Raw genomic sequence first — 12,724 nt, 5'->3', positions numbered from 1 at the left:
TTCTACCGGGGCAGGTCGGAGAGGTGGTCGAGGTCAAGGCCGCCGCTTTCGCGATGCAATCGACGCAGCCGCGCGCCGAGCAGGGCAATATTCGCCTCGATCGCCGCCAGCGCCTCGCGCTGCCGCCGTGGCAGCATTGCGCGCGCGTCGCGATGCAGGCGCTGGCCCTGCTCGCGCAGTCGCTGCGCCTGCTGCGTGCCCTGCGCCGCCAAGGCTTCGCGCTCGGCGCGCTCGGGAAGACCGTAGCCCGAGGACAGCAGCTCGGCCGGCCGGCTGAGCTGTCCTTCCAGCGCCAGCACGGCATCCAGGCGCTCGCGCATGTCCGCGCTGTTGGCGTCGTCTTTCGCGTGGCGGCCGAGCAGCAATCGCTTGAGTTCGTCGCGCGCGAGCAGTTCCTCGCGTCGCAGCGCGGCTTCTTCCAGCAGCAGCAGCGCGGCACTGGCGCGCAGGTCGCCGCGTTCGAGCCAGGGCAAACGTTCGGCGGGCGCGAGTTCGAGCCAGTCATGCACGTCTTCGGACGGCAGCTGCAGGGTATCGCCAGCCACCTCGAACATCGCCTGGTAATGCGCGCTGGCCGGCGCGAAATAGTAGCCCTGGCGCCGCGCGTTGGCCGGGTCGTCGAGCACGGCGGAGTCGGCGACGCCGGCGCGCCCGAGCCGGCGCAGCAGCCCGGTCGGCGTGATGCTGGAAAGGCCCGCTTCGGCCAGTCGCGGCACGCCGTCGTGCAGCAGCTTCCAGGTTTCCACCGCGCAGTTGTTGGTGATGAAGCGGTAGCGGCCGTCATAGCTCCAGTGCACGCGCGCAGCGCGTTCCAGCAGGCCGGCGATCTCCGCATCGTCCAGCCGCAGCGGGATCGACTGCAGGCCGCGCAATTCGACCTTGGTGTACTCGTCCACGACCTGCTGCAGCGGCAGCAGGTACAGGCGCGATGGGTACGAGCCGGTCAGTCCGCGCCAACTCGAGACCTGCACGTCGTCGACGAAGGCGCGGAACGACAGGACGAGGTGGTACTGCAGGTCGAGGCGGCAGTCCGGGCCGCGCGGGCGTCCGGGCGCGCAGACCACCAGCCGCAGCATGCTGTGGCCCCAGCGGCTCATGGCCTGGTCGTTGCCCTCGGCCAGCAGGTAGTCGACGGACTGGACGCGCGCCGGATCGAGTTCGAGCAGCAACGCCTGGCCGTCGCCGGCGTCCGGGAGCAGGTAGGGCAGGCCGGGCGCGCACTCCGGGTGTGGCGGGGCGGCGCCGAAATGCGCGGCGAAATAGCGATGCAGCGCCGGCCGGCGGCAGGCATACGCCGGATCAAGGACGAAGTACTCCAGGTTCACCGCGACGAACTCGGCCGGGCTGTCGAGTTCGTATGGATCCGGGCTGCGGTCGGTGAAAGCGTTGTTCGACAACCGCAGGCCGAACCGAAGCGGGCCGACCTGCCAGCCGGCCAGGTCGAGCAGGCGCGGATCGCGCGACAGCCCCCCGCGCGGCGAACGGTCGTGGACGTGGGCGAGTTCGTGGACGACGGCCGCCAGCGTCGCGCGCGTGGCGGGGTCGTCGTCGGCGGCGCCTGCCGGGCGAGCGATCCAGTCGTCGAGCAGGGCGCGGCGCAGGTGCAGCGTGTCGCCGCGCGCGCGGCCGTGGACGGTGTCCGGCAGGTCGTTGGTCCACTGTACGGTGATCGGGCCGTCGATCGACTCGATCCAGGCCGCCGGCAGGCGCCGCGTCGCGTCATCGAGGATTTGCCGCGCGGCCTCGGCCTGCGCCGGCGTCAGGGCGTCCTCCGCCAGTTGCAGCTGCAGCGCCGCCTGTGAAGGCAGCGCGCAGGCAAGCAGGCACGCGGCCAGCCATCGTGGGCGGCGCGATCGCAACGGTGGTCGAACAGGCGCCGAGGGCGCCACGACTTACTGCGCCAGGATGGCGCGCGCGAGTTCCATGTCGCTGGCCTGGCGTGCGGCCAGGCTGCCCTCGCGCAGGTGGCGCAGCGCGGCTTCCAGCATCGCGCCGCGGATGCGGCCGTCGCTGGCGACGAACCCGGCCGCGTCGTCGCGCGCCTGCAGCACCACCTTGTCGTCGCCGGACGTGCTGCCAGACGACGCCGAAGAGCCCGCTGACGAGGCGCCGGCCGAACTGCCGGCAAAACTCCCGGCCATGGCCGGTGCGATGGAAAACGCCGCCAGGGCGCAGAGCAGGAGCAGTCGGGTCATCGATCGAATCCGGGCTGTGGGGTGTCGACGGAGTTGCCGTCGGCGGTGATCGTAGCGTAATGCGTGCGTCTGGCGCATCGTCCGTGCGCTGCGATGCCGCGGCCGGCAAGGTGTGACCGGCGTCGCACAGGCTCCGATAGCCCGGCAGCGCAGTTGTCTTTCGCGATCGCTATTTCGCCGGTGCCGGAAAAACGGCAGCGGCCGGTGCGCCCGACTGGCCGGCTCCACGCGCCGGGAAAATGCGACCTTCGCTTTCCAGCGCATGGTACTGGCGCGCGCGGGCGACTTCATGTTCATAGCGCGCTGCCATCGCGGTGGGGATCTTGCCCGGCGCGTAGACGTGGCCGTCGTGGATCGCATACACCGACGGCCCGAGCGGTGCGATGCGCAGGCCGGGATCGCCCCTGTCGTACGGCCGGAAGATCGACTGCCCGATGAAGCTGTTGCGCGCGCGGTCGATCCCCAGCAGGCTCAGCACGGTCGGCGCCAGGCCCAGTGAAGTGCGGTCGTGCGCGTCGAAGCGCGGTGGCATTTCCAGCCAGGGCGCGCGCACGAACATCGGGATGCGGTCGACGAAGTAGGGGTCGTACTCGTCGTCACCGGCGTGCTCGTCGCGGGCGGCCTGCACGTAGGTCGGTTCGGGGTAGTGCGCGTGGTCGCTGGTGAAGACCAGCAGCGTGTTGTCAGCGTAGCGTGACCGGGCGAACCAGCGGTAGAAGCGCCCGAACTGTGCATCCAGGTTGTGGATCGTGTTGAGCGAGTGATTGCTGCCGTCGCCGTACTTCTCGCCGTGCCCGTCGACGTCCATGAAGGCGTGCGTGCCGATGTTGTACAGGCCGATGAATAGCGGCTGCTTGCCATTGTTCCTTTCCAGGTAACGGCGCAGGGCGAGGAAAAGGTCGTGGTCGGTCAGCGCGTTGCGGATGAACGGCTGCACCGGGTCATTGCCCAGTAGCGCTTTCACGCTGCGCTCGCGGTTGTAGAGTTCGTCGAAGCCGAGCATGGCGATCAGGTCGTTGAGCGCGCTCACCGACGGGTGCGGAGCGAAGAAGACGGTGTGGTAACCGGCCTTGCCGAGGACGCCTGACAGGCTCGAGTACGAGCGCTTGGCATAGCTGTCGGCGTTGCGGCCCTCCAGCCAGCCCTGGCCGCCCTCCGAACCGCCGTAGCGCGGAAAACCCGAGGTCATCTGCCCCTGCAGTCCTCGGTACGTCGCGGCGGTGTGGTTGTAGTAGTTGTCGACCACCATCGTGTCCCGGGCCAGCGCCTGCAGGTTGGGCGTCAGGCCAGGATAGGTACTGCCGTAGGGTTCCAGCGTGCGGGCGGACATGCCCTCGATGAACAGCACGATGACGTTTGGCTGTGCGACGGGTGGCTTGCCGGCGAACGGCAGCGGTTCGCGGTTCACCCAGTCTTTGAGGTAGGGGTAGGGCGCATCGTCGTCCACGCTCCCCCCGGACATGGCGTCGTAGTGGTACAGCTGCCACTTCTGCCAGCTGGTCAGCAGCAGCGCCGTGACCGGCGACTGCCCCGGCTGCAGGCCGCCAGCGCCGTCGGCAACGGGCGAGGCCCGGTTGGCGGTGAATGCGGTCATCGCGCATACGACGGCGAACGACGCCGTCGCGTATCGCCGCCAGGGCCGGGAGGGGCGATCGCGTGGTGTTCCAAACCGGCACAGGACCACCAGCACAACCGACGCCACGATCGCGGCCGCGATCAGCAGCGGCTGCCGGATGTCGGCCGAGAGGTGCGCCGATGCCACGTTCTCCAGCGCCAGGACGCTGATGAACGAGTTGGAGTACAGCAGCGCGTAGCACTGCGCCGGCATCAGTACGCTGAACACGAGCGTGGTGGCTGCGAACAATGTCGTGCGCAGCGGATGCCTGCGCAGGCCGCGTCTGCCGATGAGCAGCGACCCGATGCACCAGAACAGCAGTGCCTCCGCGGCCGACGGCGCCAGCAGGCCGAAGACGCTGGCGATGTCCTCCGGCCAGCCGTTGCGACGCCACGACAGCGCGTAGCTGGCGACCATGCCCGCCAGCAGCAGGAGGGCGTAGATGCCGAGCAGGACCCGAGAGTTGCCGAGGAAGCCGGAAACACGGCCGAAGGATCGCAATCGAATCTCCTGTTGCGGTATCCGCTGCCCATCGCGATCGCGGCCTTTCGGGCTGCCAGGGCGATCGGTCGATATCCGCGGATGCGCCGTCAGGCGCGGGCACGACGGGCCAGCATTGTAATCATTCTGTCATTTGCGCCGAGACCGGTGCCCGCGGGCGTCGTCGCCGGATGGGGCCGGCCGGCTTGACATCGTTCATCGTAGCCTCGATATCGTGTGTTCCATCACACGATCGACGACTCAGGAGTCGGACATGGCAACCGGTTGGGCAGGCGACGGCGCCGTCCAGGACCAGATCGACGCGACCGTCAAGGACGCGATCAAGCGAGTGCGCAGCCAGCTCCCGCAGGGGCCGGGCCTGAGCCACTGCGAGGAGTGCGATACGGAAATCCCCGAGGCGCGGCGCAAGGCCGTGCCCGGCGTGCGCCTGTGCGTGGACTGCCAGCAGGCGCGCGACGCGGAGAACGAAGCGTCGGCCAGCGGCTACAACCGCCGTGGCAGCAAGGACAGCCAGCTGCGCTGAGGCGTGCGTGACTGTCCCGCCGTCCCATGGGGCTGACGCAGCCAGCTTCATCGCTTCACGGCCCTAGACTGCACCCAACCGCTGAATGCCTGCCGCCATGCTCCCCGATGTCCCGCCGGTCCCGCCGGAAAAGCCGCTCGCGTTCGATTGCTGCGAGAGCGGCTGCGATCGCTGCGTGTTCGACATCTACGCCGAGGAACTGGCGTTCTACGAGGCGGAGCTGGCAGCCTGGCGCGAGCGCAATCCGGGCCTTGACCCGGACGAGGCAAGGCGGCGGCGCAGCGAGCGGGGCGCGTAAACCTATAATTGCCGGCCACCCGCCGCCCGAGCGACGTCGATGAGCGACATTCCCGCCTGCCCGCAGTGCGCCGGCGAAAACACCTATCCCGATGGCGACGACTTCGTCTGCGCGGATTGCGCCTTTGAATGGCCGGCCGCGGCCGATGTGCAGGCGGGCGGGGCGGGCCCGCAGGCGCGCGACTGCAACGGCAACGTCCTTGCCGATGGCGACAACGTGGTGGTGATCAAGGACCTGAAGGTCAAGGGTTCATCGATCCCGCTGAAGCAGGGCACCGTGATCCGCGGCATCCGCCTGGTCGAGGACGATGCGGAGCATATCGAAGGCAACTCCGACCGGATCAAGGGGCTGGTGTTGAAAACCTGCTTCCTGCGCAAGGCCTGAAGCCCGCCGAAAAGCGCGCCCGTCAGCTTGCCGGCTGGTCCGTTTCTTCGTCGGCGCTTTCGGCGGCGCTCTCGCCCAGCTTCTTCAGTACCCGGGTCACACCGAGGACCTCGACCTGCCCGCCTGCCTTCTGGAAATCCGCCAGATCCGCGGAGATCCGGTCGCTGGTCAGGCGTCCTTGCGCACCGCCGTCCGCACCGTCCCGCGTGCTCCTGCGGATGCGCGTCCTGGCGTCGGGTTTCGGATTGACCATTCTGGTTGCCTGCTCTTGGATGCCGTGGGCTGGTTGCGGAAACATGCCGGCCGGGCGGGGGGCAGGCCGGTTCACTGTGCGCGCTGCATCGTTACTGCGGCGTTATTCGTCGCGAAGCGTCAGCGGAATGCCGCGCTGCATCTGTTCGCGGTAAATCCTGCGTTCGTCGCGGCAGTACTCGCTGCCCATCGCGAACTTGCGGCACACCGCGGGGCGCTGTTCGTAGATCGAGCAGCACATGCGGTTCTGGTCGACGGCGACGCACCAGCCTTCCTCGTCACGCGCCATGACTTCCAGCCCGTGGCCGGTGCGGGTGGTCAGGTGCCGAGGGACGCGGTCTTCCGGCATCAACACCACGGTCAGGCGGCAGCACACCGCGTCGCAGTTCCCGCAAGACACCGTGGGGTCGATGCCTTTCGTGCACTTCCCGGCCTGGGCCGCGGCCAGCGTCACGGCATCACTCCGGCAGCGACTTCGGTGCGCGCGTAGCTGAGCAGGCGGCCGCGGAACGGCGGCGTGTCGCCTTCGTCCATGCGGCAGCGCCGTTCGACGAGTACGAAATCCTGCGCGGCAAGCGCACGGGTGAACGGCGCGCTGTTGCCGCGGCCGGGGTCGGTGATCAGCACTTCGCAGGTGCGCTGCGCGTGCCGGGGCAGCAGTGCGGACAGGCGTTCGGCGTGGTCGCGTTCGTAGAGGATGTCGCTGCCGATGATCAGGTCGAAGCGGCCGAGGCTGTCGTTCGGCGTGTCCCAGCGCAGCGTGCGGTAGGGCACGGCCGGGAGTTCGTTGAGCGCAGCGTTGTAGGCGAGGAAGGTTTCCGCCAGCGGGTGGTAATCGCTGGCGACCACGTCCGCGCCCCGGCGCCGCAGCACCAGGCTCGCAAGCCCCAGCCCGCAACCGAGTTCGAGGATGCGCTTGCCGGCGATGTCGTGCGTGGCCATGGCCTCGGCCAGCAGGCGCCCGGCAGGCCAGATGTGGCCGAACAGGCTCCACTGCGCCGACGAGATGCCCAGCAGCTGTGCGTGGTTGTCGGGGTCGGCGAACTGCTGCAGGTCGGCGAGCGAGCGGATCCGGTAGTCGAGGCCACCGAGGCGCAGCGTGCGGGTATGGGTGTCGTAGCCCGGCATGGGCGCTCCCGGAAGGGCTCGCACCCCGGAAGCGGGGATGCAGACGCGGAGGAGGGGAGCGAGACGGCGACGCGATTGTCGGACGAGGCGCGCGAAACAGCGGATAACGCCGGCCATGCTACGCCATCGGGCTGAAGGGCGGCTTCATTCGAGCGCCGCAGGCGGATTCGCCCCCGATTGCCGCGGGAGCCCCCTGCCATCGATGGCCGCCGTAAGATGGCCGCCACGAACGACCAGCACCGCCCATCCGCCGCCATGCCCCCGGTCCCGCCAGTCAAGCTTCCCGAAGAGCAGTTCGCAGCGCTGGAGGCCGCCTACGCCCAACCGCCGCGGGCGTACCACGACTTCAACCACGTGCGTGAAGTGCTGCGCCACCACGCCGACGTGGCCGCCGGGCCGGGCTGGACGCAGCCGGCGGAAACTTTCCTCGCGGTGCTTTACCACGACGCCATCTACGAGGCTGGTCGCAGCGACAACGAAACGCGCTCGGCGGAACTTGCCGTTTCCGAGATCGCGAAGTGGCTGCCTGCGAACTCCGTCGATGCGTCGCGCGTCGCCGGACTGATCGAACTCACCGCGCGCCACGGGCAGTTCTCGCCCGACGACTTCGGCGACGATGCCATTGCCGACGACACCCGCCATTTCCTCGATTGCGACATGGCGATCCTCGGCGCGGAGCCGGCCGTGTTCGACGCCTACGACCGCGGCATCGCCACCGAGTACCGCGGTGCCGTCCCGGCCTGGCTGTTCCGGCTCAATCGCCGCCGCTTCCTCAAGGCGCTGCTGGGCAGGCCGCGGATCTACCTCAGCGACTTTTTTCACGAGCGTTACGACGCGCGCGCTAGAGCGAACCTGCGGCGCGCGATCAACGAAAAGCGCTGAAGTGGCGGGCGACCTGTACACGCCACGCCTGCACCTGCGGCCGCTGGAGCCTTCCGACGAAGACCTGTATTGCCGGCTGTACACCGACCATCGCGTGATGCGCCATGTCGCCCCGCCGTTGTCGCGCGAGGCTGCGTTGCGCGCATTCGGCTTGGTGCTCCGGCGACAGGTCATCGAGCCGCCGCGGTCACGCTGCTGGATCCTCGTGTCGCGTGAGGGCGGCGATGCGCTCGGGCTGATGGCCTGGCTGCCGGATCCGGACGAACCCGGTTCGGCCGAAGTCGGCGTGTTGCTGGCCGCCCGCGCGCAAGGCCGTGGCCATGCCACCGAAGCCATCGCAGCGCTGGCCGACGTCGTCTTCGCCGCGACCGCGCAGCGCCGGCTCTGGACCCGTCACGCCCCCGATAATGGTCTCGCAGCGGGCCTGATGCGCAAGCTGGGCTTCGAGCCCGTGCCGGAAGCAGTTGACGGCCCGGCTCCCTTGCGCTGGCAACTGGAACGCGAGCATTGGTCGGCCCGGCGCGGCACCGTTTTTGCGGCACCTCCGGCGACCTGCTAGATTCGGCAGTGCTGTATCGGGGAAATCGGCATGGCGGCAGGGAAGGGAAGCTTGTCCTGTGTGGGCGTGGGCATGATGCTCGGCGCCCATATCGGCCCGCGCGCGCGAGCCACCATCGAGCAGGCAGACGTCGTGTTCGGCGCCGTCTCCGACCCGATCGTCGAATTGTGGCTGCAGCAGATGCACCCCGACGTGCGCAGCCTCCAACCCTGTTACGCCGAAGGCAAGTCCCGCCACGACACCTATCGCGAGATGATCGCGGCGATGCTCGCCGAGGTCCGCGCCGGCCGCCGCGTCTGCGGCGCCTTCTACGGCCATCCGGGCGTGTTCGCCCGCGTTCCGCACAAGGCCATCGCACAGGCGCGTGCCGAAGGCTTCGATGCGCACATGGAGCCCGGCGTCTCGGCGGAAGATTGCCTGTACGCCGATCTCGGCATCGACCCGGGCGAGGTCGGTTGCCAGCACTACGAAGCCAGCCAGTTCATGTTCTACCACCGCCGCATCGATCCGTCGGCCTACCTGGTGCTGTGGCAGGTAGGCGTGGCCGGAGATCGCTCGGTGAGACGTTTCAGTACTGGGCCGGCCCATCGCCGCCTGCTGGTCGAACGACTGGCCGAGGATTATCCGATGGAGCACGTCGTGGCCTTGTACGAAGCTGCCACGCTTCCGGTTGCGACACCGCGCATGGAATGGATTCCGCTGTCGCAGCTGGCCGATGCCGGGCAGGGCATGCAGACGACGCTGCTGATACCGCCAGCGATGAAGATGCAACGCAACGATGAAATGCTTGAGAAGGTTTCCCGTTTGAACGACGTGTACTGCAAGCAGCCCGCAGTTGATTGCCAACTCCAAGACAGGGGGATATGTGTCGGATTCGATTCGGTTCCTGGAAATGCTCGGCGGCAAGCCGGCGATTGCGTGCCGGGACATGCAGGCTGACGAAATTGCCCGGCTGGAAGTCGACGAAGCCCAGCGAAGCGCGTTGCTGGCTGGAGATGGCCCGGCGCTGGGCCGATTGTTGGATGGGCGATCTGCGATTTACTGCATGATCTCGACGCCTGACGAACAGGAGCCACTCAGGGAACCGGACAAGCGGGATGATGACGGGGATCATGATCGCGAGCCGGAAGAACAGCCGGACAAGGACGGCTAGCAGGTCGGTCGGGGAATCGGCCGGGGAGGCGTCATGAATAAATGTATTCACGGCTTGCTCGCAGGCGCCATTCTTGCATGGTCGTTCTGGGCGCCTGCGTCCGCGTCGGTCGCGTTCGACTCGAAGCTTCGCGAAGCTGATGCCATACGGACTTCAGACCCTGCGAAGTTCCAGCAGATACTCACCGATCTTGATGGCCTGGCCGACTCCGCAACCAAGCAGCAGCGTGATGAGCTGGAGTTCATGCATGCGTACCAGATGGTGCGCATGGGGGACATGCGAGGGGCCATCGGCAAGTTCAAGGAACTCCATGCCGGGGCGGCAAGCGATGATATTCGCTACCGGTCGGGCGCCATGCTGGCGAACGCATACGCCATCACCCGGGAATTCCGCGAAGGGCTCATGGCGGCGGAAGAGACGATAGCGTCATCTGCAGGCATCAAGGATCGTGATACCAGGCACCATGGATTGGTGGCTTCCGGGATTCTCTACAACCAGGTGGGCGAGTACGAACTCGGTCGTCGCTACGCGCGGCAAGTCCTTGATGACGGCGCCAATGACCGGAACAGGTGCATCGCCAGGAACCTGCTGGTCGAGTCGTCCCTGCATCTGGGCGGGCCCTTCCCCGATGAGGAGGCCGTCGGTGCGTTGCGGCAGTGCGAGCAGATCGGCGATGAAACCCTGGCGGGGTTCTCGCGCATCTACCTGGCTCGGAAATGGCGCAACGAGGGACGCACGCAGGAAGCGGCAAGGCTGCTCGAAGACCATTTGGGCGAAATCGAATCCACCGGGTACCAGCGGCTGATCGGCGAGGTCCACTCGCTGCTGGCCGAGATGAAACTGATGCTTGGGGACACTTCGGCAGCCAGGAAGCACGCGGAAGCCGCGATTGCCCTCAATGGCGGCCTGGTCGATTCGCTCCCGCTGGTGGTCGCCTACAAGACATTGTTCGACATTACCGAGCAGGAGGGCGACCCGGCAGCCGCGCTGGATTTGTACAAGAAGTATGCGTCAGCCGAGCGGGGTTACAGGGAAGATGTTGCCGCGCGCGAAATGGCCTACCAGATCGTCAGGGCCCAGTCGTTCCAGCAAGGGAAGGAGATCGAACTTCTCAACAAGAAGAACGAGGTCCTGCAGCTGCAGCACCGCGTCAGCGAACAGAAGGCGCAGTCTTCGCGCCTGTTGATCCTGCTGCTGGTCGTGCTGGTCGGTTCGGTCGGCTACTGGGCCTTCAAGACCAAGCGCGTGCAGGTGTCGCTGCGGCGCATGGCCGAGACCGACGCGCTGACCGGCCTGTGCAACCGCCATCATTTCACGCAGCAGTCGCTGCAGACGCTCGGGCAGGCGGCCAGGGCCGGCGAGGACGTGGCGCTGGTGATGTTCGACCTGGACCACTTCAAGTCGATCAACGATCGTTTCGGCCACGACACCGGCGACTGGGCCCTGAAGAAAGTGGCCGAACACTGCCGCACGTTCTGCCGGCGCGTGGACCACCTGGGCCGCCTGGGCGGCGAGGAGTTCGCGATCCTGCTGTCGGGTTGCGACCTGCGCGGGGCAAAGCGCGTGGCCGAGGACTGCCGCGTGCGCATCGCCAGCATCGACGCCCAACCCAGCGGCCACAGGTTCCTGGTCACTGCGAGCTTCGGCGTGACGTCGTCCTCGCTGTCGGGTTATGACCTGGCCAAGCTGCTCTCGCACGCCGACAAGGCGCTGTATCGCTCCAAGCGCGAAGGACGCAACCGGGTAACGGTCTTCGACCGCGACGCGCAGGCCTGGAAGCAGCTCCAGGTCGTGGCCGGCGGCGGCGACCCGGGGATGGCGCCTGGTGGCCAGCCGGAAAAGGTGGTGCCCGATGCCGGTCCCGAGCGGTTGACTTCCTGATCCCGGCTGCCAGTTGGCGATGCGCCGGGGCTGGCAGTGGCCATCCCGGAAGGCACGTGCGCGGCGTCCGGCCCATGCGGCGCTATAGAATGGCGCATGGCCAAACTGCTCTTGAACCTGCGCCACGTGTCCGACGACGAGGCCGACGACGTGCGTGCCTTCCTGGAGACGGGCGGGATCGCGTTCTATGAAACCCGGCCCAGCCGCTGGGGCATCTCCCATGGTGGCATCTGGGTGGAGGACAACGCCAAGGTCGCCGAGGCCAAGCGGCTGATGGCCGACTACCAGAAGCAGCGCCAGGCCCGTGTCCGCGCCGAGCGCGAACAGGCGCTGCGTGACGGCACCGCCGAAACCTTCGCCGACATCGTCCGCCAGCAGCCGCTGCGCGTGCTGCTGACGCTGGTGGCGATCGTGTTCCTGCTCGGACTGGTCGCGCTGCCGGTATGGCTGCTGCACCATTGAGCGCCCCGCGGCAAGCCCGGGTTGGCCCCGGTGTGGGCTGCGCCGGCGTTCTGGCACAGTCGGCGGCTTCATCCGCTGGCGCGCCGTCTCCGATCCGGGGCGCCCGCCTGCGCGTCGCAATCGCCGCCGGGCTAACGCCAGGTGAACATTCCAAGTTTAAGATGACGGGTTGTTGACCGTCGTGTTCCGGGGATCGAGATCCATGCATTTTTCCAGTTCCTGCCGTCGCGTTGCGTTGTCGATGCTCGCCATGCCCGTCCTGCTTGCCGCCGGCTGCTCACGGGACCGGCCCGCGACGCCCCCCGCCCAGCCCGCGGCAAACACCGCGCCGGCGCCACCGGCCATCCCGCAGCACGATCCGGCCAGCGCGCCGGTCGAGCGCGCCGCGCCGCCAACGCTGCAGGCGGTGGTACTCGGCGATTTCGACGCCAGCAACCCGGTCGCCGAATCGGCCACCGGCGCATTGACCATCGCCGATGGCGAGGTCGTCGGTGCGAACGGCGCGACGTTCACCACCGAACGGGTGGCGCTGGTCAACGGGGACGACCAGTACACCGCCGGCGCGCGATTCGCCGACGCGATGATGATCGAACCGCGCAAGCAGGTGGAACTGCGCCACGTGGTCGAGGAAACGCCGCCCACCGAAGCGCCGGGCAACGCCTTCTGCGGCACGCTCAAGACCGGTTACCTGGCCATCGCGAAAGTCATGGAAGGCGACGCGGAAGTGGTGAAGGTGCTCGCGCTGAGCGGGCAGGGGCTTCCGGCGGCTTCTGCGACCGACGTCGCCCTGTGCGCGATGGCTGAATACCGCGCCGCACCGAAGAAGTGAACCACGGGCCGGCATGCGCCGGGCGCAGCTGACCAGGGTTGGGTCGACGATGGACGACGGGC

16 protein-coding genes are annotated in these 12,724 nt (G+C 67.9%); 10 read left to right on the top strand and 6 right to left on the bottom strand.

Annotated features, from left to right (window positions below):
* Positions 1 to 2 precede the first annotated feature (2 nt).
* From ACFONC_RS06470 to ACFONC_RS06460, 3 genes are all read right to left on the bottom strand, one after another.
* Positions 3 to 1,859: a DUF7844 domain-containing protein gene (locus ACFONC_RS06470; protein WP_386742888.1), complete on the bottom strand. Its 1,857-nt coding sequence runs from the start codon at positions 1,857 to 1,859 to the stop codon at positions 3 to 5.
* 33 nt (positions 1,860 to 1,892) lie between these two features.
* Entirely contained in the window at positions 1,893 to 2,195 is a 303-nt protein-coding gene (locus tag ACFONC_RS06465; RefSeq protein WP_386742887.1) for a DUF2388 domain-containing protein, read from the bottom strand.
* A gap of 169 nt (positions 2,196 to 2,364) precedes the next feature.
* The gene (locus ACFONC_RS06460) at positions 2,365 to 4,311 is read right to left on the bottom strand and encodes an LTA synthase family protein (protein ID WP_386742886.1); all 1,947 of its coding nucleotides are present in this window, start codon (positions 4,309 to 4,311) and stop codon (positions 2,365 to 2,367) included.
* A 253-nt stretch (positions 4,312 to 4,564) separates the two neighbouring features.
* Between ACFONC_RS06460 and ACFONC_RS06455 the strand changes: the two genes are divergently transcribed.
* The 3 genes from ACFONC_RS06455 (at position 4,565) to ACFONC_RS06445 (ending at position 5,516) form a co-directional block, all read left to right on the top strand.
* Positions 4,565 to 4,834, top strand: a complete 270-nt coding sequence (locus tag ACFONC_RS06455; RefSeq protein WP_386742885.1) for a DksA/TraR family C4-type zinc finger protein — start codon at positions 4,565 to 4,567, stop codon at positions 4,832 to 4,834.
* Between the two features lie 85 nt (positions 4,835 to 4,919).
* Positions 4,920 to 5,132 (top strand): oxidoreductase-like domain-containing protein, encoded by a 213-nt coding sequence (locus ACFONC_RS06450; protein WP_386742884.1) that lies wholly within the window; start codon positions 4,920 to 4,922, stop codon positions 5,130 to 5,132.
* 39 nt (positions 5,133 to 5,171) lie between these two features.
* A complete protein-coding gene (locus ACFONC_RS06445; RefSeq protein WP_386742883.1) occupies positions 5,172 to 5,516 on the top strand; it encodes a zinc ribbon domain-containing protein YjdM in 345 nt (114 codons plus the stop codon).
* A gap of 22 nt (positions 5,517 to 5,538) precedes the next feature.
* Here the strand turns inward: ACFONC_RS06445 and ACFONC_RS06440 are convergent, their stop codons facing one another.
* From ACFONC_RS06440 to ACFONC_RS06430, 3 genes are read right to left on the bottom strand one after another with little or no spacing between them, the layout of a single operon-like run.
* Positions 5,539 to 5,814 (bottom strand): hypothetical protein, encoded by a 276-nt coding sequence (locus ACFONC_RS06440; RefSeq protein ID WP_386742882.1) that lies wholly within the window; start codon positions 5,812 to 5,814, stop codon positions 5,539 to 5,541.
* Between the two features lie 57 nt (positions 5,815 to 5,871).
* Positions 5,872 to 6,222 (bottom strand): YkgJ family cysteine cluster protein, encoded by a 351-nt coding sequence (locus ACFONC_RS06435; RefSeq protein ID WP_386742881.1) that lies wholly within the window; start codon positions 6,220 to 6,222, stop codon positions 5,872 to 5,874.
* The gene (locus tag ACFONC_RS06430; protein WP_386742880.1) at positions 6,219 to 6,896 is read right to left on the bottom strand and encodes a class I SAM-dependent methyltransferase; all 678 of its coding nucleotides are present in this window, start codon (positions 6,894 to 6,896) and stop codon (positions 6,219 to 6,221) included. The genes ACFONC_RS06435 and ACFONC_RS06430 overlap by 4 nt, the downstream gene beginning before the upstream one ends.
* A gap of 255 nt (positions 6,897 to 7,151) precedes the next feature.
* On the opposite strand from ACFONC_RS06430, the gene ACFONC_RS06425 reads away from it, so the two are divergent.
* From ACFONC_RS06425 to ACFONC_RS06395, 7 genes are all read left to right on the top strand, one after another.
* The gene (locus ACFONC_RS06425; RefSeq protein WP_386742879.1) at positions 7,152 to 7,778 is read left to right on the top strand and encodes an HD domain-containing protein; all 627 of its coding nucleotides are present in this window, start codon (positions 7,152 to 7,154) and stop codon (positions 7,776 to 7,778) included.
* Position 7,779: 1 nt separating this feature from the next.
* Entirely contained in the window at positions 7,780 to 8,337 is a 558-nt protein-coding gene (locus tag ACFONC_RS06420) for a GNAT family N-acetyltransferase (protein ID WP_386742878.1), read from the top strand.
* Between the two features lie 30 nt (positions 8,338 to 8,367).
* Positions 8,368 to 9,276 (top strand): SAM-dependent methyltransferase, encoded by a 909-nt coding sequence (locus ACFONC_RS06415; protein WP_386742877.1) that lies wholly within the window; start codon positions 8,368 to 8,370, stop codon positions 9,274 to 9,276.
* Positions 9,266 to 9,490, top strand: coding sequence for a hypothetical protein (locus tag ACFONC_RS06410; protein ID WP_386742876.1), 225 nt, complete (start codon positions 9,266 to 9,268; stop codon positions 9,488 to 9,490). The genes ACFONC_RS06415 and ACFONC_RS06410 overlap by 11 nt, the downstream gene beginning before the upstream one ends.
* Positions 9,491 to 9,544: 54 nt before the next feature.
* Positions 9,545 to 11,371, top strand: a complete 1,827-nt coding sequence (locus tag ACFONC_RS06405) for a sensor domain-containing diguanylate cyclase (RefSeq protein WP_386742875.1) — start codon at positions 9,545 to 9,547, stop codon at positions 11,369 to 11,371.
* A gap of 96 nt (positions 11,372 to 11,467) precedes the next feature.
* On the top strand, positions 11,468 to 11,833 hold the full coding sequence (locus ACFONC_RS06400; protein ID WP_386742874.1) for a DUF6164 family protein: 366 nt from the start codon (positions 11,468 to 11,470) through the stop codon (positions 11,831 to 11,833).
* A gap of 250 nt (positions 11,834 to 12,083) precedes the next feature.
* On the top strand, positions 12,084 to 12,662 hold the full coding sequence (locus ACFONC_RS06395; RefSeq protein WP_386742873.1) for a hypothetical protein: 579 nt from the start codon (positions 12,084 to 12,086) through the stop codon (positions 12,660 to 12,662).
* The last annotated feature ends 62 nt before the right edge of the window (positions 12,663 to 12,724 follow it).

Source organism: Luteimonas soli (genome assembly GCF_042648865.1).
GTDB classification, from domain to species: domain Bacteria; phylum Pseudomonadota; class Gammaproteobacteria; order Xanthomonadales; family Xanthomonadaceae; genus Luteimonas; species Luteimonas soli.
The sequence above is the reverse complement of the archived record's forward strand: the minus strand, read 5'-3'. Positions and strand labels throughout refer to the sequence as shown.

Coding starts and splice junctions, on each gene's coding strand:
- ACFONC_RS06445 (WP_386742883.1), top strand. CDS start 5,172: ATGAGCGACATTCCCGCCTGCCCGCAGTGCGCCGGCGAAAACACCTAT.
- ACFONC_RS06410 (WP_386742876.1), top strand. CDS start 9,266: ATGCAGGCTGACGAAATTGCCCGGCTGGAAGTCGACGAAGCCCAGCGA.
- ACFONC_RS06455 (WP_386742885.1), top strand. CDS start 4,565: ATGGCAACCGGTTGGGCAGGCGACGGCGCCGTCCAGGACCAGATCGAC.
- ACFONC_RS06400 (WP_386742874.1), top strand. CDS start 11,468: ATGGCCAAACTGCTCTTGAACCTGCGCCACGTGTCCGACGACGAGGCC.
- ACFONC_RS06465 (WP_386742887.1), bottom strand. CDS start 2,195: ATGACCCGACTGCTCCTGCTCTGCGCCCTGGCGGCGTTTTCCATCGCA.
- ACFONC_RS06415 (WP_386742877.1), top strand. CDS start 8,368: ATGGCGGCAGGGAAGGGAAGCTTGTCCTGTGTGGGCGTGGGCATGATG.
- ACFONC_RS06440 (WP_386742882.1), bottom strand. CDS start 5,814: ATGTTTCCGCAACCAGCCCACGGCATCCAAGAGCAGGCAACCAGAATG.
- ACFONC_RS06425 (WP_386742879.1), top strand. CDS start 7,152: ATGCCCCCGGTCCCGCCAGTCAAGCTTCCCGAAGAGCAGTTCGCAGCG.
- ACFONC_RS06430 (WP_386742880.1), bottom strand. CDS start 6,896: ATGCCGGGCTACGACACCCATACCCGCACGCTGCGCCTCGGTGGCCTC.
- ACFONC_RS06395 (WP_386742873.1), top strand. CDS start 12,084: ATGCCCGTCCTGCTTGCCGCCGGCTGCTCACGGGACCGGCCCGCGACG.
- ACFONC_RS06450 (WP_386742884.1), top strand. CDS start 4,920: ATGCCTGCCGCCATGCTCCCCGATGTCCCGCCGGTCCCGCCGGAAAAG.